The sequence below is a fragment of the Streptomyces sp. NPDC104831 genome (assembly GCF_055583025.1).
In genome coordinates this window covers 11,159-30,951 of sequence record NZ_JBVJOT010000009.1, presented here as the reverse complement: position 1 = coordinate 30,951, position 19,793 = coordinate 11,159, and the positions used below count along the sequence as shown (strand labels likewise).

Annotated in this window: 16 protein-coding genes; 6 read left to right on the top strand and 10 right to left on the bottom strand. The window is 71.6% G+C overall.

Going from position 1 to position 19,793, the window contains the following annotated elements; all coding sequences use genetic code 11:
• Positions 1-54: 54 nt before the first annotated feature.
• Genes ACZ63H_RS08765 through ACZ63H_RS08755 form a run of 3 tightly spaced genes read right to left on the bottom strand, consistent with a single transcriptional unit; the run spans position 55 to position 4,536 of the window.
• Complete coding sequence (locus tag ACZ63H_RS08765; protein ID WP_469863099.1) at positions 55-2,004, bottom strand: ABC transporter permease/substrate-binding protein; 1,950 nt, start codon at positions 2,002-2,004, stop codon at positions 55-57.
• Positions 1,994-3,514, bottom strand: a complete 1,521-nt coding sequence (locus ACZ63H_RS08760; RefSeq protein ID WP_469863098.1) for a sugar ABC transporter ATP-binding protein — start codon at positions 3,512-3,514, stop codon at positions 1,994-1,996. The genes ACZ63H_RS08765 and ACZ63H_RS08760 overlap by 11 nt, the downstream gene beginning before the upstream one ends.
• On the bottom strand, positions 3,511-4,536 hold the full coding sequence (locus ACZ63H_RS08755; RefSeq protein ID WP_469863097.1) for a LacI family DNA-binding transcriptional regulator: 1,026 nt from the start codon (positions 4,534-4,536) through the stop codon (positions 3,511-3,513). Before ACZ63H_RS08755 ends, ACZ63H_RS08760 begins: the two co-directional genes overlap by 4 nt.
• A 578-nt stretch (positions 4,537-5,114) precedes the next feature.
• Between ACZ63H_RS08755 and ACZ63H_RS08750 the strand changes: the two genes are divergently transcribed.
• Positions 5,115-5,897, top strand: coding sequence for a DUF2637 domain-containing protein (locus ACZ63H_RS08750; protein WP_469863096.1), 783 nt, complete (start codon positions 5,115-5,117; stop codon positions 5,895-5,897).
• A 295-nt stretch (positions 5,898-6,192) separates the two neighbouring features.
• On the opposite strand, the gene ACZ63H_RS08745 is transcribed toward ACZ63H_RS08750, so the two are convergent.
• The 4 genes from ACZ63H_RS08745 to ACZ63H_RS08730 all read right to left on the bottom strand — a co-directional run bounded on the left by ACZ63H_RS08745 (position 6,193) and on the right by ACZ63H_RS08730 (position 9,206).
• On the bottom strand, positions 6,193-6,894 hold the full coding sequence (locus tag ACZ63H_RS08745) for a hypothetical protein (RefSeq protein ID WP_469863095.1): 702 nt from the start codon (positions 6,892-6,894) through the stop codon (positions 6,193-6,195).
• Positions 6,895-6,993: 99 nt separating this feature from the next.
• Complete coding sequence (locus ACZ63H_RS08740; protein WP_469863094.1) at positions 6,994-7,260, bottom strand: hypothetical protein; 267 nt, start codon at positions 7,258-7,260, stop codon at positions 6,994-6,996.
• A 104-nt stretch (positions 7,261-7,364) separates the two neighbouring features.
• A complete protein-coding gene (locus ACZ63H_RS08735; RefSeq protein WP_469863093.1) occupies positions 7,365-8,309 on the bottom strand; it encodes an RpnC/YadD family protein in 945 nt (314 codons plus the stop codon).
• A gap of 114 nt (positions 8,310-8,423) precedes the next feature.
• Positions 8,424-9,206 (bottom strand): GAF domain-containing protein, encoded by a 783-nt coding sequence (locus ACZ63H_RS08730; protein WP_469863092.1) that lies wholly within the window; start codon positions 9,204-9,206, stop codon positions 8,424-8,426.
• A gap of 309 nt (positions 9,207-9,515) precedes the next feature.
• Between ACZ63H_RS08730 and ACZ63H_RS08725 the strand changes: the two genes are divergently transcribed.
• The 3 genes from ACZ63H_RS08725 (at position 9,516) to ACZ63H_RS08715 (ending at position 13,596) form a co-directional block, all read left to right on the top strand.
• Positions 9,516-9,755, top strand: coding sequence for a hypothetical protein (locus ACZ63H_RS08725; protein WP_469863091.1), 240 nt, complete (start codon positions 9,516-9,518; stop codon positions 9,753-9,755).
• A gap of 98 nt (positions 9,756-9,853) precedes the next feature.
• Complete coding sequence (gene recD2, locus ACZ63H_RS08720; RefSeq protein ID WP_469863090.1) at positions 9,854-12,109, top strand: SF1B family DNA helicase RecD2; 2,256 nt, start codon at positions 9,854-9,856, stop codon at positions 12,107-12,109.
• Between the two features lie 197 nt (positions 12,110-12,306).
• The gene (locus ACZ63H_RS08715) at positions 12,307-13,596 is read left to right on the top strand and encodes a citrate synthase (RefSeq protein ID WP_469863089.1); all 1,290 of its coding nucleotides are present in this window, start codon (positions 12,307-12,309) and stop codon (positions 13,594-13,596) included.
• 676 nt (positions 13,597-14,272) lie between these two features.
• Here ACZ63H_RS08715 and ACZ63H_RS08710 read toward each other — a convergent pair.
• Both ACZ63H_RS08710 and ACZ63H_RS08705 read right to left on the bottom strand, forming a co-directional pair.
• Positions 14,273-16,525, bottom strand: coding sequence for a heavy metal translocating P-type ATPase (locus tag ACZ63H_RS08710; RefSeq protein WP_469863088.1), 2,253 nt, complete (start codon positions 16,523-16,525; stop codon positions 14,273-14,275).
• Between the two features lie 86 nt (positions 16,526-16,611).
• Positions 16,612-16,851, bottom strand: a complete 240-nt coding sequence (locus tag ACZ63H_RS08705; protein ID WP_469863087.1) for a heavy-metal-associated domain-containing protein — start codon at positions 16,849-16,851, stop codon at positions 16,612-16,614.
• Between the two features lie 147 nt (positions 16,852-16,998).
• On the opposite strand from ACZ63H_RS08705, the gene ACZ63H_RS08700 reads away from it, so the two are divergent.
• Positions 16,999-18,042 (top strand): zinc-dependent alcohol dehydrogenase family protein, encoded by a 1,044-nt coding sequence (locus ACZ63H_RS08700; RefSeq protein ID WP_469863086.1) that lies wholly within the window; start codon positions 16,999-17,001, stop codon positions 18,040-18,042.
• Between the two features lie 12 nt (positions 18,043-18,054).
• On the opposite strand, the gene ACZ63H_RS08695 is transcribed toward ACZ63H_RS08700, so the two are convergent.
• A complete protein-coding gene (locus ACZ63H_RS08695; RefSeq protein ID WP_469863085.1) occupies positions 18,055-18,255 on the bottom strand; it encodes a helix-turn-helix transcriptional regulator in 201 nt (66 codons plus the stop codon).
• Between the two features lie 329 nt (positions 18,256-18,584).
• Here ACZ63H_RS08695 and iolC point away from each other — a divergent pair, with 329 nt between their 5' ends.
• Positions 18,585-19,535, top strand: a complete 951-nt coding sequence (iolC, locus tag ACZ63H_RS08690) for a 5-dehydro-2-deoxygluconokinase (protein WP_469863084.1) — start codon at positions 18,585-18,587, stop codon at positions 19,533-19,535.
• The last annotated feature ends 258 nt before the right edge of the window (positions 19,536-19,793 follow it).

Sequence of the window (19,793 nt, the reverse complement as noted above, 5' to 3'; positions counted from 1 at the left end):
CCGGGGCGGGCGGTCCCGGAAGCTGCCCGGGGCCGCCCGCCCTGCCGTGGTCCGTCAGCCGGTGAACCCGGCCACGTTGTCCTTCGTGACCACCTTCACCGGCACCTTCACCGTCGGCTCCACCTTCTCGCCCCGAACCGCCTTCAGGGCGTTGTCCACGGCGATCCGGCCCAGCTGCGAGGGCTGCTGGGCGACCGACGCGTACAGCGTGCCGCCCTTGACCGCCGTCAGCCCGTCCGGGGTGCCGTCGAAGCCGACCACCTGCACCGACCTGCCCGCCTTGGAGCCGAGCGCCTTGATCGCGCCGAGGGCCATCTCGTCGTTGGCGGCGATGACGCCCTGCACGTCCGGGTGGGCCTGGAGCAGGTTCGACATCACGTCCAGGCCCTTGGTCCGGTCGAAGTCGGCGGGCTGCTGGGCCAGCACCCGGATGCCCGGGTAGGCCTTCAGGCCCTTGGCGAAGCCGGCCGCCCGCTCACGCGCCGCCGACGTGCCCGCCTGCCCCTGGAGGATGACGATCTTCCCCTTGCCGCCCAGCTTCTCGGCGACGGTCTTCGCGGCCAGCTCACCGCCGGCGACGTTGTCGGAGGCCACCAGCGTGGCCACGGACGCCCGGTTGACGCCCCGGTCCACGGCGACGACGGGGATGTCCGCCTTGCCCGCGGCCTTCACCGAGTTGCTCGCCGCGTCCGAGTCCACCGGGTTGACGATGATGCCGTCCAGGCTCGTACTGGTGAAGTTCTGGAGCTGGTTGGCCTGCTGGGAGGCGTCGTTCTGGGCGTCGGTGACGTTCAGGTCCACGCCCAGCCTCCTCGCCTCGGCCTGCGCGCCGGACCGGATCTGCACGAAGAACGGGTTGTTGAGGGTGGACAGGGACAGGCCCAGCCGCGGGTTCGCCGACGAGGACGAACCGCCGTGCAGCAGCGAGGTGGCGCCGACCACGGCCACGGTGACCACCGCCGCCAGCGCGTACGTCACCGCCTGCCTGCCCTTCGGCCCGCCCGCGCCGGCGGCCGCCGGGACCGCGCCGGCCTTGCGGCGCACGGTGTCCAGCAGCACCGCCAGCGCGATGACGACACCGATCACGACCTGCTGCCAGAACGCGGACACCGACAGCAGGTTCAGCCCGTTGCGGAGCACCGCGAGGATCAGCGCGCCGATCAGCGTGCCGGACGCCTTGCCAGTGCCGCCCGCCAGCGAGGCACCGCCGATGACGACGGCGGCGATCGCGTCCAGCTCGTAGCCGTCGGCGGCCTGCGGCTGCGCCGAGGACAGCCGGGCGGCCAGCACCACGCCCGCGACGGCGGCGAACAGCCCGGACAGGGCGTAGATGGCGAGCTTCTGCCGCTTGACCCTGAGGCCGGACAGCCGGGCGGCCTCCTCGTTGCCGCCGATGGCGTACATGGACCGGCCGATGTAGGTCCGGCCGAGCACCACGGCGGCGATCAGCCCCATCACCACCATGACCAGCACCGGCACCGGCAGCCAGCCGCCGAGGGTGTCGCCGAGGTGGGAGACCGAGCCGGGGAACGCGATGGGGGAGCCCTGGGAGATCACCAGGGCCAGACCACGGCCCACCGACAGCATGGCCAGCGTCGCGATGAACGGCGGCAGCTTGCCGTAGGCGATGAGGAAACCGTTCACCAGGCCGGCGACGACGCCCGTGGCGACCGCCAGGACCACCGCGAGCGCGACCGGCACCCCGTGCGAGGTGGCGCTCCAGCCCAGCATGGTCGCCGACAGCGCGGCCACCGAACCCACGGACAGGTCGATGCCCGCGGAGACGATCACGAACGTCACACCGAAGGCGAGGATCGCCGTCACCGCGGCCTGCACGCCGATGTTCAGCAGGTTGTCCGTGGTCATGAAGTCACCCGACAGCGCCGACAGGGCGATGACGAGGACGATCAGCGCGGTGAGCGCGCCGTTGTCGAGCAGCAGCCGGCGCAGGGTCCCCGGGGCGCCACTCGCGCCCGGCCGGCTCTTGAGCGTGTCAGTGGCCACGGGGGCCCTCCTTCTCGGTGGTGGGGGTGGAGACGGCGAGGGACATCACCGCGTCCTGGGTCGCCTCTTCGGCGGAGAGTTCGCCGGCGATGCGGCCCTGGGCCATCACCAGCACCCGGTCGCTCATGCCGAGCACCTCGGGCAGATCGCTGGAGATCATCAGGACGGCGGCACCGGCGGCCGTCAGTTCGTTGATCAGCTGGTAGATCTCGACCTTGGCGCCGACGTCGATGCCGCGCGTCGGCTCGTCGAGGATCAGCACCTTGGTGTCGGCCAGCAGCCACTTGCCGATGACGACCTTCTGCTGGTTGCCGCCGGACAGGGTCCGCACGCGCTGCCCGAGGCCCGCCATGCGCACCCCGAGCTGCCCGGCGATCCGCTCGGCGGCGGCGTGCTGGCCCTTGCGGTCCACCAGCCCCGCCCGGGTGGCCGCGCGCAGCGTCACCAGCCCGAGGTTCTCCTCGACGGAGGCGTCCAGCACCAGCCCCTGGCCCTTGCGGTCCTCCGGCACGAGCCCGATCCCGGCGTCCATCGCGGCGTTCACGTCGTGCCGCTTCAGCTCCGCGCCGGACACCCGGACGACCCCGCGGTCGTAGGGGTCGGCGCCGAACACGGCCCGCACGACCTCGGTCCGCCCGGCACCCACCAGCCCCGCGATGCCGACGACCTCACCGGCGTGCACCTCGAAGCTCACGTCGTGGAAGACGCCGTCCCGGCCCAGCCCCTGGACGGACAGCAGCGGATCACCCGTGCCGGTCCGCTCCCTCGGGTACTGCTGCTCGATGGAGCGCCCCACCATCAGCCGCACGAGTTCGTCCTCGGGCGTGGAGGCGGGCACCTGCCCGACGCTCTTCCCGTCCCGGATGACGGTGACCCGGTCGCCCAGGGCGGCGATCTCCTCCAGGTGATGGGTGATGAAGACGACCCCCACCCCGTCGGCCCGCAGCCCCCGCACGATGGCGAAGAGCTTCTCCACCTCCTCCGAGGTGAGCACGGCGGTCGGCTCGTCCATGATGAGCACGCGCGCGTCGAGGCTGAGCGCCTTGGCGATCTCGACCATCTGGAGCCGCGCGATCCCCAGTTCCCGCACCCGCGCCCGGGGCGACACGTCGACCCCGACCCGCTCCAGCAGCGCCGCGGCCCCGGCCTCCATCCGCTTCCGGTCGATCATCCCGAAGCGGCGCGGCTGCCGCCCCAGGAAGATGTTCTCGGCGACGGTCAGATCGGGCACCAGGTTGAACTCCTGGTAGATCGTGGCGATCCCGAGCCGTTCGGCGTCCTGCGCCCCGTGGACGCGCACCTCCTCACCGCCCACGAGGATCCGGCCGGCGTCGGGGGTGTAGGCACCGGAGAGCATCTTGATCAGCGTGCTCTTGCCGGCCCCGTTCTCACCGAGCAGCACATGGACCTCGCCCCGGCGCAGATCGAAGTCGACGCCGTCGAGCGCGACCACGCCGGGGAAGGTCTTGCGTATGCCCTCGATGCGCAGCAACTCGTCCGGGTTGCTCACGTCGTGCTCCTTTGCACTGGGGAGGGGGTGGGAGGCTCACCGCACGAGCGGCGTACGACGAGCCGGGCGGGCAGCGTGACGGAGCGCGGGGTGCGCCCCTCGATCCGGTCGACCAGCGCGCGTACGGCGGCCCGTCCCAGCTCACCGGTGGGCTGGGCGATCGCGGTGACCGGCGGATCGGTGTGCACGAACCAGGGGATGTCGTCGAACGCGGCCAGCGCGATGTCGTCGGGCACCCGCAGCCCGCGCGCCCGTACGGCGTCCAGCGCGCCGAGCGCCATCAGGTTGTCGGCCGCGAAGACCACGTCGGGCGGCTCCGGCAGATCGAGGAACCCCTCGGTCACCCGCCGCCCGCTCTCGGCCTGGAAGTCGCCCTGGCCCGTGTAGGCGCCGGGCAGCGGGAGCCCGTACTCGGCGAGCGCGGCCCGGAACGCCTCGACGCGCTCGCTGCCGGTGGTGGTGGCGGCGGGCCCGGCGATGATGGCGAGCCGCCGGTGCCCAAGCCGGCAGAGGTGACCGACGAGGTCCCGCACCGCCGCCCGCCCGTCGGCCCGCACGACGGGCACGTCCACGCCGGGGATCCACCGGTCCACGAACACCATGGGAGTCCCCGCCCGGGCGGCGTCGAGCATCAGCGGCGACCCGCCGTCGGTGGGGGAGACCAGCAGCCCGTCGATCCGCCGGTCCAGCAGGTTCCGCACGTGGTGGTCCTGGAGTTCGGGCCGCTCGTCGGCGTTCCCGATGATCACGCTGTACCCGAGCGCGCGGGCCTCTTCCTCGACGGACCGGGCCAGCTCGGTGAAGTAGGGATTGAGCACGTCACTGATGACGAGCCCGAGCGTGTGGGTCTGGTCGGTGCGCAGGGACCGCGCGACGGCGTTCGGCCGGTAGCCGAGGGCGGCCACGGCGGCCATCACCCGCTCGCGGGCGTCGGCACTGACGGACGGGTGGCCGTTCAGCACGCGTGACACGGTGGCCACGGACACCCCCGCCGAAGCGGCGACATCCTTGATGCTCGCCATCGCCGGCTCCACCTCCTCGTGGACTCGTGGAATCGATTACATTCCTGCCGTACGAGGATTGGAAACGATTACACGGGCCGGGGGCAAGGGGGTGCGGGTGGCCGAAACCCAATCGTGACCGTGGCCGTCGGGAGGGCGGTCGCCGGGCCGCGCCGCGGCGGCCCGCGGGAGAACCGGAGGGCACGCGGGCGCCCGCGGGCGGAATGACACAAATGAAAAAACGCTCTCCCTAATGTTTTCCAGCATCGCGTTCACTCATTTGCCGCGCATCTGGAGGAGAGGGGGTGGCGTTAGCCCCGATATGACGACGACGAGGCTCCACGGCTTGCTTCACCGGGACACGAGGAAGGATAGCCCCTCGGCGGACAGTTTGCTGACATTCAGTCCAACAATGCACCCGCCTGGGGGCACCCGCTCGGCGCGCGAAGATCACGAAGGGGCCGAACCTCCGGATACCGGGACACTGCTTCGCGAATTCCTCGTTCTGCTGGAGGCGGTGCAGGAGGAACTCAACCGGCGGTGGAGTGCGCAGGAAAACACCGACTGCCGCTTGGACCGCTTCTGACGGGGGTATTCCTATGAGCCAAGAATATGCGGGCTCCTCCTTCACGCGCCGAGAGTGGTACGCGGACGCGGCCCCGTACACGGCGGGCACCGGCTGGCACGGCGGCCCGGCCGACGCCCTGGACCCGGGGGACGTGCTGGTCCCTCCCGACGCCTACTGGGACCCGGCGGAGGAACTCGCCTTCCTCCTGCAGGAGGCCGTCCCGGCGGAGCAGCAGGCGACGATCCCGCCACCGCGCGGCGAACCGTCGCCCGGCGTCGACTTCACCGACCCGATGGAGAAAATCGCGCAGATCACCGCGCAGTTCTCCCCGGGCCGGCGTTCCCCCGCCGCTGCCGGGCCGGGGCACCGGAAGAGGCGCGTGCACCGAATGCGCGTCAAGTGGATGCGGGCCGGCAGCTTTGTGATCGCCGCGTTCGTTTCCGTCCTGGTGGCGATGGTCAGCGTATTCGGCGGAATGGCGGCGTACGGCCCGCTGCGGAATGCCACCTCCGGGGTGGACGGCGGAATGATCGCGTGGTGGCCCCTTCTCGTGTACGGCCCCTGGATGGCGGCTTCCCTCTCCATCCTGAGGAATGCCCTGCATCAGCGCCGGGCCGTGCACTCGTGGTGCGTCGTCCTGCTGTTCTCCTCGGTGGCGTTGGTCCTCTGCGTGGCCCAGGCGGACCGAACCGTCACCGGCGTCGCCGGAGCCGCGCTCCCCGCGGTCGCGTCCCTGGCGTGTTTCCAGCAGCTGGTCCGCCAGCTCACCCTGACCCTCCCCCCGAGCCAGGAGAAACCGCGCCACCGCAGATGACATCGCGCCACTCCCGCGTGCCGGGCCGGGGGCACCGCACGTCGGCCGTACGACGAGGCGGCCGGGCGGCGTGCCGAGCGCGTCGGGGCGACTGCGGCGGCCGGCAGCCGCGCACGCGCGTCGCACAGGGCCGGCGGGCACCCGTCGCGTCCGGCGGGTGCCCATTGCGTCCGGCGGGCACCCGTTGCGTCCGGCGGGTGCCCGTTCCGCGCCCGGGGCACGGCCGTCACGGGCAACCGGGCCGGCCCCGTGGAACCCCTCTCTCCGAGGCCGTTGTCGACGCCGCCCGGGACGGTCAGCGGGGAGTGAGGCAGGCTTCGAGGGCGGATCGTTGGTGCGGGGACAGGTGGTCGCCGAGGGGGATCTTGCGCGGGCTGTGCTCGCCCTCGCAGAGCCAGCTGTGCTCGTCCTCGTCGAACCACCAGTGCTCGGCACCCCACATGGGGTGCCCTTGGAGAAGGCGCGTGGCCAGCGCCTCGCTCGCCGCGGGCGCGCCCTGGGCGACCAGAGCCTCGACCACCGCCGTCACGGCCTCCTGCGGAACCGCCGCGTCGCCGAGGACAGGCAGGAGAAGGAGGAGACGGGCGTGCGGGTCGGTGACGCCTGCGGCCCGCGGTGGTGCCTCCAGCAGGGCGGCGAGCTCGGGCCAGCACAGTCCGGGGCCGATGCGGTCCTGATCGTCGCCGGCCAGGACGAGATCCTGCCCCCAGTCGGGATGGGTGAGGAAGTAGTGCCTGGTCGTGAACTCCTCGCCGCTGTCGAAGTGCACGACGATCGCGAAGCCGCCGGCCAGCGGCACCGTGAACACCGGCCACGCCGACCGGTCGTGGAGCCTGTCGAGCACGGCGTACGCGTCACCCGCGTCCGCACCGAAGGCCTCCGGCGTGAACCCCTCGGCCAGGTCCGCCAAGTAAGCGGGCCAGAAACCCGGTTCGTCCAGGAGCGGATGCCCGTCCACGACCGGGGCCGAGGAGTACCAGTGCCGTGCCATCACCATGCCGGGATTCTCCCCGACCCGGCTCCGGGCCGTTCGGGGCCCCGTCCTTCACGCCCGACCGGCTCGACGGCACGGTCTCGCGCTGGCACGGCACTGTGCTCACTCGTCGGCGAACAACTCTCCGGCGTCGGTGGCGTGGACTGCTCGCCGGGCCCAGACCTCCAGTTGATCGATGCCGGTGCAGGCGAGTACTCGTTCACGGACGGCCTCGGACACCGGGATCCCGCGCCACTCCAGCACACGGAGGGTCATCTCTTGCTGAGCGCGAAGGCGCCCTAGCTCCAGCCCCTCCTGTAGCCCCTGTTCCCTCCCTTCCGCCCGCACCTGCTCGGCCAGTGGGTGTCGCCAGAAGTACTGGATCGCCATCGTCAGGTCCTTCCATTGCGGCACCGCCAGAGGGCCGGCCGGGCGACGGTCGACGGAACTGCGTGTCCGAGCCGGCCCGGGGAAGTGACCGGCCGGACGCTCGCTCACTCGGTGGCGAACAACTCCGCCGCGTCCGTGACATGGACGGCTCGCCGGGCCCACACTTCAAGCTGATCGGGGTCCGCGCAGGCCAGCACCCGCTCTCGGACCGCGTCGGACACCGGGATGCCGCGCCACTCCAGGACACGGAGGGTCATCTCCCGCTGGGTGCGAAGGCGCCCTTGCTCCAGTCCTTGCTCCAGCCCTTGCTCCAGTCCTTGCTCCAGCCCCTCCTGTAGCCCCTGTTCCCTCCCTTCCGCCCGCACCTGCTCGGCCAGTGGGTGTCGCCAGAAGTACTGGATCGCCGTCATCAGCTTCCTCCACATCTGCTTCGCCTGGGGATCGACCAGGCATGAGTCGACGAACTGCGCGAAGACCGCGGCACTGTCGGCATCGATGGTCCGCAGGGCGGATGCCAGGGATTCCAGTATGGCCACCGACTCCGGCCCACGCCCGTGTGTCATCGCCGACAGCACCGCGAGAGGGGGATCCGCCTCCGCCTGCTTCTCGTCCGCGATCACCGGTACGTTGTCCGGCCCCAGCACCAACGGCCGCACCGTCAGCGAGTGCCAGCCCGAGAAACCCAGCCGGATCGGACGCGAAGCCCACTTGGCCGTGTTACTGCTCTGGGTGATCACGATCAGCACCGGCTCGCAGCGGTACTTCTCGTACAGGTACGACAGGTAGTACGGCCAGCTCCCGCGCTTCCGCTCGTCCGCCTTGCCCTGCGACTCCACGACCAGCAGGTACGTGCCCTCGTCCGTCTCCGCCCGCAGCAACGTGTCCACCCGGCGCTCGACCGGCTCGACCTCCGTCAGGTCCACGTTCAGCGCCGCGATCTCCGTGGGCCTGGGAAACGGCACGTGCAACACCCTCTGCAACGCCCGCGTCAGCAGCTCCGGGTCCTTCTGGAAGATCCGGTGCAGCGCCTCGTGCGACGAGCCGACCATCAGCTCTCCTTTCGTACGACCTGATCAACGACTCAGGCCCCGAGAGGTGGCGCACCCGTACGAAGTGCCCGACTCGCGCCCGGGCGCGAGCCGTTGGAAAGACGGAGGCGGGACTCAGCGGCGTACTGCCAGCGCCGCGCCCAGCAGGCGGGCGAGGACCTCCACCAGGCGGATGTCCTCCTTGCGGAGGTCGCCGGGTTTCGGCGCGTCCACGCACAGGACGCCGAACGCGTCCTTGCCGGCGGCCGTGATGGTCGCGGTGATGTAGGTCTTGTACGAGTCCGTCTCCGGCCGCAGCTCCGGCGCGAGCGCGTCGACGTTCTCCACGAACGTGCTCTTGCGGTCGTCCATCAGCTTGAGCAGGGACGCCCCGCGCGGCTGGTCCTCGCGGAACACCGTCCGCGGCGCCTCCGCCCGCCCCATCCAGAGGCCGGCCAGGCACTTCATCTCCCGGACGCTGGTCCCCGGGGGCGCCGGAGCGATCTCCAGCACACAGGCGCGCGCGTTCTCCGGCCCGATGAGCTGGGCGGTGAGGGAGACGATGGCCAGCTTCATCTGCTGCTGGAGCGGACTGCGCGCGCTCTTGCTGTTCGCGCTGACGATCTCGCCGATGTGGTGGACCAGCACCGTGAGCACGTCTTCCATGGCCCCGCGGGCGCGCTCCGCGGCGACCTTCGCGGCCTGTTCGGCGGTGACCAGGTCGCGCCGGGCGGCGACCGCGTCCTGCCGGGACATGATGACCGTGGCCACCGTGGCCAGTACGCCGACACCCATGATCGTCATGGCGATCCATATCGGCAGTTCCAGGCCAAGACCGAGGACGATCGGCGCGACGTAGGTGACGACACCCAGCGTCCCCATCGTCGCCGTGCCCCAGCCCACACGTAATCCACTCAAGGACATAGCGACGGAGCCTACACGCAGAGTTAGGCCATGTGGGTGCTTCCGTCGTTTCGGAGAGCGTGTCTCTGGGTATCAATACGGTGACGGAAGGTGTCCGGACCGTGACCGGGAAGCAGACGGCTCGTTCAGGGACGATGTCAGCCTCTTGAACCGGGCCGATAGTCAATCCGTAAGCCATACCGTCGGATTGACGCTGACAAGCCATCAGCCGAGACTGTACCGTCAACGCTTGGAGGGCGCATGCCGACCCAGAACGGCGGGAGCCACCCGTCCTCCGAGTCGAACCCGGGGGGGAGCGCGAGCATGAGCACTGCGCACAGTGAGGTGTGGAGCGGGGTCGTCTTAGACACGGACCCGGCGGTACGCGAGTTCGAAAGAGACCCGGCCGAGTACATGAAGCGGAAGGCGACGGCGCTCCGCTCCGTGGATTTCGAGAGCGTACGAGCGAGCCTCAGCGGATCCCACGAGCCGCGCGCCTCGCTGTTCATGCGTCTGAAGACGCTCCTGTCGTCCGGCGACAAGGACGAGAAGAAGGCCGGCTGAAGCGCGAGCGGACACATCCCGCGCTCACCTGACCGTCCCGACGCGGTGACCACCGCCCGCGAAAGCCGGCTGTCGGACCCCACCGGTACCGTCGGACCATGGCTCACCAGGCGGGGAACCCCAGCGGCGAACGGCATCTCGCCGTCCTCGAAGGCGTGCTGGAACGCATCACGTACGCCAATGAGGAGAACGGCTACACGGTCGCCCGGGTCGACACCGGACGCGGCGCCGGCGATCTGCTCACGGTCGTCGGCGCGCTGCTCGGTGCCCAGGTGGGGGAGTCCCTGCGCATGGAGGGCCGCTGGGGCTCGCACCCGCAGTACGGCAAGCAGTTCCACGTCGAGAACTACACGACCCTGCTGCCGGCCACCGTCCAGGGCATCCGCCGCTATCTCGGATCCGGCCTGGTCAAGGGCATCGGCCCGGTCTTCGCCGACCGCATCACCCAGCACTTCGGCCTCGACACCCTCCGGATCATCGAGGAGGAGCCCAAGCGGCTGATCGAGGTGCCGGGCCTCGGGCCGAAGCGGACCAGGAAGATCGCCGACGCCTGGGAGGAGCAGAAGGCGATCAAGGAGGTCATGCTCTTCCTCCAGACCGTCGAGGTCTCCACCTCCATCGCCGTCCGGATCTACAAGAAGTACGGCGACGAGTCGATCGCCGTCGTCAAGGAGCAGCCGTACCGGCTCGCCGCCGACGTCTGGGGCATCGGCTTCCTCACCGCCGACAAGATCGCCCAGTCCGTCGGCATCCCGCACGACAGCCCCGCGCGCGTGAAGGCCGGCCTCCAGTACGCGCTGTCGCAGTCCGCCGACCAGGGGCACTGCTTCCTGCCGGAGGAACGGCTGATCGCCGACGCCGTCAAACTCCTCCAGGTCGACACCGGGCTGGTCATCGAGTGCCTCGCCGAGCTGTCCCGGCCCCCGCAGGACGGCGCCGACCCCGGGGTCGTGCGGGAGAAGGTGCCCGGCCCCGACGGCGACGAGGAGCCGGTCAGCGCCGTCTATCTGGTGCCCTTCCACCGCGCCGAACTCTCCCTGTCCGCCCAGCTGCTGCGGCTGCTGCGCACCGACGAGGACCGGATGCCGGGCTTCCGGGACGTCGACTGGGCGAAGGCGCTCGGCTGGCTGAAGGCCCGCACCGGCGCCGACCTCGCGCCCGAGCAGGAGGCGGCCGTCAGGCTGGCGCTCACGGAGAAGGTCGCCGTCCTCACCGGCGGCCCGGGCTGCGGCAAGTCGTTCACCGTCCGCTCGATCGTGGAGCTGGCCCGGGCCCGGCGCGCCAAGGTGCTGCTGGCCGCCCCGACCGGCCGCGCCGCCAAACGGCTGGCGGAGCTGACCGGCGCCGAGGCGTCCACCGTGCACCGCCTGCTGGAGCTGAAGCCCGGCGGGGACGCGGCCTATGACCGCGACCGCCCGCTGGACGCCGACCTGGTGGTGGTGGACGAGGCGTCCATGCTGGACCTGCTGCTCGCCAACAAGCTGGTCAAGGCCGTCCCCCCGGGCGCCCACCTGCTGTTCGTCGGGGACGTGGACCAGCTGCCCAGCGTCGGCGCCGGGGAGGTGCTGCGGGACCTGCTCGCCGAGGGCGGCCCCGTCCCGGCCGTCCGGCTCACCCGGGTCTTCCGGCAGGCCCAGCAGTCCGGGGTGGTCACCAACGCGCACCGCATCAACGCCGGGCAGCACCCGCTCACCGACGGACTGAAGGACTTCTTCCTCTTCGTCGAGGACGACACCGAGGCCGCCGGCCGGCTCACCGTGGACGTCGCCGCACGGCGAATTCCCGCCAAGTTCGGGCTGGACCCGCGCCGGGACGTGCAGGTGCTCGCGCCGATGCACCGCGGCCCGGCCGGCGCCGGCGCGCTCAACGGACTGCTCCAGCAGGCCATCACGCCCGGCCGGCCCGACCTGCCGGAGAAGCGGTTCGGCGGCCGGGTCTTCCGCGTCGGCGACAAGGTCACCCAGATCCGCAACAATTACGAGAAAGGGAAGAACGGCGTCTTCAACGGCACCGTGGGGGTCGTCACCTCGCTCGATCCGGTCGACCAGCGCCTGACGGTGCTGACCGACGAGGACGAGGAGGTGCCGTACGAATTCGACGAACTGGACGAACTGGCCCACGCGTACGCGGTGACCATCCACCGTTCGCAGGGCAGCGAGTATCCCGCGGTGGTGATTCCCGTCACGACGGGGGCATGGATGATGCTCCAGCGGAACCTGCTGTACACGGCGGTCACCCGGGCCCGGCGGCTGGTCGTGCTCGTCGGATCACGCAAGGCGATCGGTCAGGCGGTGCGCACGGTGTCGGCCGGACGGCGCTGTACGGCCCTGGACTTCAGGCTCGGCACGAAATGATCGATCAAATGAGTCGTGAAGGTCACAGAGCACTTCCGGAACCACCCCGAAGGGGGCAGGATGGGCAGGCTGGCGGCACTGAGTGCCGCCAATAGGCCCAATGGTCGACCCCGAGTGCACTCTCCTGAGCCAAATGGGGGATGGTAGAGACAGTCAGGGCACCTCGAAGATGAGGCACTACGTCGGTGAGGGAAGACGTGAGCGACAACTCTGTAGTACTGCGGTACGGCGACGGCGAGTACACCTACCCGGTGGTCGACAGCACCGTCGGCGACAAGGGCTTCGACATCGGGAAGCTCCGCGCCCAGACCGGTCTGGTGACCCTGGACAGCGGGTACGGCAACACGGCCGCCTATAAATCCGCGATCACCTACCTCGACGGCGAGGCGGGCATCCTCCGCTACCGCGGCTACCCCATCGAGCAGCTGGCCGAGCGCTCCACCTTCCTCGAGGTGGCGTACCTGCTCATCAACGGCGAGCTCCCCACCGTCGACCAGCTGACGACGTTCAAGAACGACATCACGCGGCACACGCTGCTGCACGAGGACGTCAAGAACTTCTACAAGGGCTTCCCGCGCGACGCCCACCCGATGGCGATGCTGTCCTCGGTCGTCTCGGCGCTGTCCACCTTCTACCAGGACAGCCACAACCCGTTCGACGAGAAGCAGCGCGACCTCTCCACCATCCGGCTGCTCGCCAAGCTGCCGACCATCGCCGCGTACGCGTACAAGAAGTCGATCGGCCACCCGTTCGTCTACCCGCGCAACGACCTCGGCTACGTCGAGAACTTCCTGCGCATGACCTTCTCGGTCCCCGCGCAGGAGTACGACCTGGACCCGGTCGTGGTGTCCGCCCTGGACAAGCTGCTGATCCTGCACGCCGACCACGAGCAGAACTGTTCGACCTCCACGGTCCGCCTGGTCGGCTCCTCGCAGGCCAACATGTTCGCGTCGATCTCGGCCGGCATCAACGCGCTGTGGGGCCCGCTGCACGGCGGCGCCAACCAGTCGGTGCTGGAGATGCTGGAGGGCATCCGCGACTCCGGCTCCGACGTCGACACCTTCATCCGCAAGGTGAAGAACAAGGAGGACGGCGTCCGCCTGATGGGCTTCGGCCACCGGGTCTACAAGAACTTCGACCCGCGCGCCAAGATCATCAAGGCCGCCGCGCACGACGTGCTCTCCGCGCTGGGCAAGGAGGACGAGCTCCTCGACATCGCCCTGAAGCTGGAGGAGCACGCGCTCTCCGACGACTACTTCACCGAGCGCAAGCTCTACCCGAACGTGGACTTCTACACGGGTCTGATCTACCGCGCCATGGGCTTCCCGACCGAGATGTTCACGGTCCTGTTCGCCCTCGGCCGACTGCCGGGCTGGATCGCCCAGTGGACCGAGATGATCAAGGAGCCGGGCTCCCGCATCGGCCGTCCGCGCCAGATCTACACGGGCGTGGTCGAGCGCGACTTCGTCCCGGTCGAGGCGCGCTGAGCGCACTGGGCAGGGGGTCCGTCCGCGGGGGCGGGCCCCGGTCCGGCGCTCCGGAGTGATCACCCGCGGGTGATCGGCGGCGGAGACGCCGGGAAGGACGCGCAAGAGGGTAAGCGGAAGGCGCCCCGAGACGCCGGTCCCCCCACGGGCCGACGACCAGGGCGCCTTCCCATGTCCCGGTGCGGATTCCCCCCACGGGATCCGGCCGGGCGCTCGGAGAGGACAGCGCCTGAATCGCTGTCTGAGCACGTGCGAGCGAACTCGCCGTACTCCAGTGATGCGGTGCGGTCTGCCGGGACAGCGCACGCTGGGAGGGCCGCTCAAAGCTTCCCGGTGTACGTGCCCCGGCAACGCTCCCCCAAGCTCTCAACCTTGTGTGAGCCGGGAGGTACCCCCTTCTGGGAAAGTCCCCCAAGACATCCCCAGACGTCAGTCAGCGCCCCCCAAGACGCTGGGCTGACATCGCCAACTTAGACCTTCGAACCCCTTCGATGGTTACGTTCGCATCACTGTGATGTGCGTCTCTTGCATATGTCCCTTTAATGCGCAAGAGCCCCGATACGGCGATCGGGACTCTTGCGTAAGGAAGATGCGCGAGCCTTGTGAAGAGCTTATGTGAGGTGCGCGTCTGACTCCAGGGGGATCAAGGGATCGATCCGGACGATTGCCCCCGGTTTCACCGGAAGGCCCGCAATCGCAGGCTGTTCGTCACCACGAACACCGAGGAAAAGGCCATCGCGGCCCCGGCGATCATCGGGTTGAGCAGCCCGGCGGCGGCCAGCGGCAGCGCGGCGACGTTGTAGCCGAAGGCCCACACCAGGTTGCCCTTGATGGTGGCCAGCGTCCGGCGGGAGAGCCGGATCGCGTCCGCGGCCACCCGCAGGTCCCCGCGCACCAGCGTCAGGTCGCCGGCCTCGATCGCCGCGTCCGTGCCGGTGCCCATGGCCAGGCCCAGGTCCGCGGTGGCCAGCGCGGCGGCGTCGTTCACGCCGTCGCCGACCATGGCCACGGCCCGGCCCTCGCCCTGGAGCCGGCGCACGACGTCCACCTTGTCCTCGGGCAGCACCTCGGCGTACACGTGCCCCGGGTCGATGCCGACGGTCTTCGCGACCGCCTCGGCGACCGTGCGGTTGTCCCCGGTGAGCAGCACCGGCGTCAGACCCAGATCGCGCAGCTCGCGGACGGCCTCGGCGCTGGTCTCCTTGACGGCGTCGGCGACGGCGAGGACCCCGCGGGCCCGCCCGTCCCAGCCGGCCACGACGGCCGTACGGCCCTGCTCCTCGGCCTGCCGGGCCGCGCGCGCCAGTTCCCCGGGCAACTCGTCGTAGAGCCGCCCCACGGCCACCTCACGGCCGTTCACGCGCCCGCGTACGCCCCGCCCCGGCACGTTCTCGAAGTGCTCGACCGCGGGCAGCACCCCGGCGCGCTCCTCGGCGCCGGCGGCGATGGCGCGGGCCACCGGGTGCTCGGAGGCGTGCTCCAGGGCGCCCGCGAGGCGCAGCAGCTCCTTCTCGTCCTCGCCGTCGGCGACGTGGACCGCCTGCAGGCTCATCCGGCCGGTGGTGACCGTGCCCGTCTTGTCCAGGACGACCGTGTCCACCCGGCGCGTGGACTCCAGCACCTCCGGCCCCTTGATCAGGATGCCGAGCTGGGCGCCGCGCCCGGTGCCGACCATCAGCGCGGTCGGCGTGGCCAGGCCCAGCGCGCAGGGGCAGGCGATGATCAGGACGGCGACGGCGGCCGTGAACGCGGCGACCGTGTCGCCGGTGACCCCGAGCCAGACGCCGAAGGTGCCGAGCGCGATGAGGATGACCACCGGCACGAAGACGGCGGAGATCCGGTCGGCGAGCCGCTGCACCTCGGCCTTGCCGTTCTGCGCGTCCTCCACCAGCCGGGCCATCCGGGCCAGCTGGGTGTCCGCGCCGACCCGGGTGGCCTCGACGACCAGCCGGCCGCCGGCGTTGACCGTGGCGCCGGTGACCCGGTCGCCGGGGCCGACGTCGACCGGCACCGACTCGCCGGTCAGCATGGAGGCGTCCACGGCGGAGACGCCCTCCACCACCGTGCCGTCGGTGGCGACCTTCTCGCCGGGCCGTACGACGAACCGGTCGCCCACGGCCAGGCCGGACACCGGCACCCGCACCTCGCGTCCCCCGCGCAGCACGGCCACGTCCTTGGCGCCCAGTTCCATCAGGGCCTTCAGGGCGGCGCCGGCGCGGCGCTTGGAGCGGGCCTCCAGATAGCGGCCGAGCAGGATCAGCGCGACGACCCCGGAGGCGACCTCCAGGTAGATGGTGGAGGCGCCGTCCATGCGGGAGACGGTGAGGCGGAACTCGTCGTGCATGCCGTGCGTGCCCGCGTCGCCGAGGAACAGCGCCCACAGCGACCAGCCGAACGCGGCCAGCGTGCCGACCGAGACGAGGGTGTCCATGGTGGCGGCGCCGTGCCGGAGGTTGGTCCAGGCGGCCCGGTGGAAGGGCGCGCCGCCCCAGACGACGACGGGCGCGGCCAGGGTGAGCGAGAGCCACTGCCAGTTGGCGAACTGGAGCGCGGGGACCATCGCGAGCAGGACCACGGGCGCGGCGAGCAGCGCGGAGACGAGCAGGCGGTGCCGCAGCTCGCCGAGTTCGGCGTCGCGTTCCGGGGTCCTCGCCGCGTCCTCGGGCGCGGGCTCGGGCGGCCGGGGTTCCTCGGCGGTGTAGCCGGTCTTCTCGACGGTGGCGATCAGGTCGGCGACCTCGACGCCGTCGGCGAAGGTGACCTTGGCCTTCTCGGTGGCGAAGTTGACGGTGGCGCTGACGCCGTCCATCCGGTTGAGCTTCTTCTCCACCCGGGCGGCACAGGAGGCGCAGGTCATGCCGCCGATGAGCAGCTCGACCTCGTCGGTGCCGGGCGCCGTCGCCGCGGGCTTGGCGGTGGTGCTGGTCATGTCCGGACTCCAGACATCGGACCGGGCCGTACGGATCCAGTATCAGCTGGTCGGCACGGCCCGGTCGGGGAAGGGACGGGTGGTGCTCAGGCCTGGCCGGCCAGCTCGTAGCCGGCCTCGTCGACGGCGGCGCGCACGGCCTCCTCGTCGAGCGGGGCCTCGGACACGACGGTCACCTCGCCGGACGACGCGACGGCCTTCACCGAGCCGACGCCCGGGATCCGGGAGATCTCCTCGGAGACGGAGCCCTCGCAGTGGCCACAGCTCATGCCGGTGACCTTGTAGACGGTGGTGACGGTGCCCGGGGTGCCGGTCTGCGCGGTCATGTCGTTACTCCTCTTCGAGGCGTGTGTGGGGCGTGCGGGGCGCCCGGAGGAACCCCGACGTTCTTCACTGTATACCCCTAGGGGGTATGACGCCAAGCGACTCCCCGGAGCGTCTAGCCTTCTTCCGGGTTCCCGAAAGGAGCGTGCATGCGAGCCGTGGTCTTCGAGGAGTACGGAAAGCCGGCCGGGATCCGGGAGGTGCCCGACCCGGAGCCCGCCGCGCACGGCGTCGTCGTCCGGGTGGAGGCCACCGGCCTGTGCCGCAGCGACTGGCACGGCTGGGCGGGGCACGACCCGGACATCACGCTGCCGCACGTGCCGGGACACGAACTCGCCGGCGTGGTGGAGGCGGCCGGCGCCCGGGTGACCCGGTGGCGGCCCGGCGACCGGGTCACCGTGCCCTTCGTCTGCGCCTGCGGCACCTGCCCCGCCTGCGCGGCGGGCGACCAGCAGGTGTGCGAACGGCAGACCCAGCCCGGCTTCGACCACTGGGGCTCCTTCGCCGAGTACGTCGCCCTCGACCACGCCGACGTCAACCTCGTCGCGCTCCCCGACGACATGGCGTACGCCACCGCCGCCGCCCTCGGCTGCCGCTTCGCCACCGCCTTCCGGGCCGTGGTCCAGCAGGGCCGGGTCGCGGCCGGGGAGTGGGTCGCGGTGCACGGCTGCGGCGGGGTCGGCCTGTCGGCGGTGATGATCGCGGCGGCCTCGGGCGCGCGGGTGGTGGCGGTCGACGTGGCCCCCGGGGCCCTGGAGCTGGCCCGGCGCTTCGGCGCCACCGCGTGCGTGGACGCGACCGGCGTGCCCGACCCGGCCGCCGCCGTACGGGAGCTGACCGGCGGCGGCGCCCATCTCTCGCTCGACGCCCTCGGCTCGCCCGCCACCTGCGCCGCCTCGGTCGAGGGGCTGCGCCGCCGCGGCCGGCACGTCCAGGTCGGCCTGCTGCCCTCGGCCGACGGCACCACTGCGGTCCCGCTGGCCCGGGCGATCGCCCTGGAGCTGGAACTGCTCGGCAGCCACGGCATGGCCGCCCACGCCTACCCCGGCATGCTCCGCCTGGTCCGCGCCGGCGTGCTGCGCCCCGACCTCCTGGTGACCCGCACCATCCCGCTCGACGCGGCCCCGGCGGCGCTCGCGGCGATGGGCGCGGCGCCGGGGGCCGGGGTCACGGTCATCGAGCCCTGGAGCTGACGCCCCGGCCCGTCAGTCCGTGCCGCGCCCGCGGTTGCCGGGGCGCGCGGCCACCCAGGCGCGGACGGTGTCGGCGCACCAGTAGGGCCTGCCGCCCTCCACGCGGTCGGGCGGGGGCAGCAGTCCGTGCTTGCGGTAGGACCGTACGGTCTCCGGCTGCACCCGGATGTGCGCCGCGATCTCCTTGTAGGACCAGAGCCGCCGGTCGGTCATGAGCCGCACCTCCTTGTGCGCGCCACGGCGGCGACCGGTACGGCCGCCCGGGGGCCGGGCGCTGCGTCGGCCACCAGCCTGTGCCCGGTCGGCGACGGTCAGTGACCGATCGGAGGGCCCTGTCGCCGGAGCGTGACGGAGAACCGACACGGGCGTGACATGTGTGACGGGAGGGAGAAGTCTGTGACGAATCCGCCACAAAGGGCAGGCATGCGGAGGAGTGCGACCGGCGAACCGGAGGCCGATGGTCCATATGTCCGGACAAAACGTTGACACGGTTCCGGGTACGGGACTAGAAAGCCGGGGGGAGCCGTGACGAAGGGAAGCCGATGGCCTACGACCTGATCACCATGGGCCGGATCGGGGTGGACCTCTACCCGCTCCAGGCCGGCGTCCCGCTCGCCCGGGTGTCGTCCTTCGGCAAGTTCCTCGGCGGCTCCGCGGCCAACGTCGCCGTCGCCGCCGCCCGGCTCGGCCGGCGCACCGCCGTGGTCACCCGTACCGGAGACGACCCGTTCGGCGCCTACCTCCACGAGGCGCTGCGCGGCTTCGGCGTCGACGACCGCTGGGTCACCCCCGTGCCCGGCCTGCCCACCCCGGTCACCTTCTGCGAGATCTTCCCGCCGGACCACTTCCCGCTGTACTTCTACCGCCGCCCCAAGGCCCCCGACCTGGAGATCCACACCCGCGAACTGGACCTGGACGCCCTCCGCGCGGCCCGGATCCTCTGGGTCACCGGCACCGGACTGAGCGAGGAGCCGAGCCGTACGGCGACCCTCGCGGCCCTCGCCCACCGGGCCAGGGCCGGGATCACCGTCTTCGACCTGGACTGGCGCCCCGTGTTCTGGGCGGATCCCGACACCGCCCGCCCCTTCTACGCCGAGGCCCTGCGCCACGCCACCGTCGCCGTCGGCAACCTGGACGAGGTGGAGATCGCCACCGGCACGCGCGACCCGCACGCCGCCGCCCGCGCCCTGCTGGACGCCGGGGCCGAGCTGGCCGTCGTCAAGCAGGGACCCAAGGGCGTCCTCGCCCTCGGCCGCGCGGGCGAGACGGCAGAGATCCCGCCGCTGCCGGTCACCGTGCTGAACGGCCTCGGCGCCGGCGACGCCTTCGGCGGCTCCCTGTGCCACGGCCTGCTGGCCGGCCACGACCTGGAGACGGTCATGCGGCACGCCAACGCGGCCGGCGCCATCGTCGCCTCCCGCCTGGAGTGCTCCTCCGCGATGCCGACCGCCGACGAGGTGGCCACCGCACTCGCCACCGGAGCGGTCCGGTGAGGGCCGGCCGCGTCACCGGCACCCACACCGAGGGCGGCGCGGGCCCGGCCGCACGGCCCCCGGCACCCACCGGACCGGCACCCGGCGAGGGTTCCGGCGGCCGGGGTGCCGGCTCCCGTACCGGGGAGGGCGCGGGCCCGGAGGCAGGGGTCACGACGCCCGCCGGACCGGCACCCGGCGAGGGTTCCGGCGGCCGGGGTGCCGGCTCCCGTACCGGGGAGGGCGCGGGCCCGGAGGCAGGGGTCACGACGCCCGCCG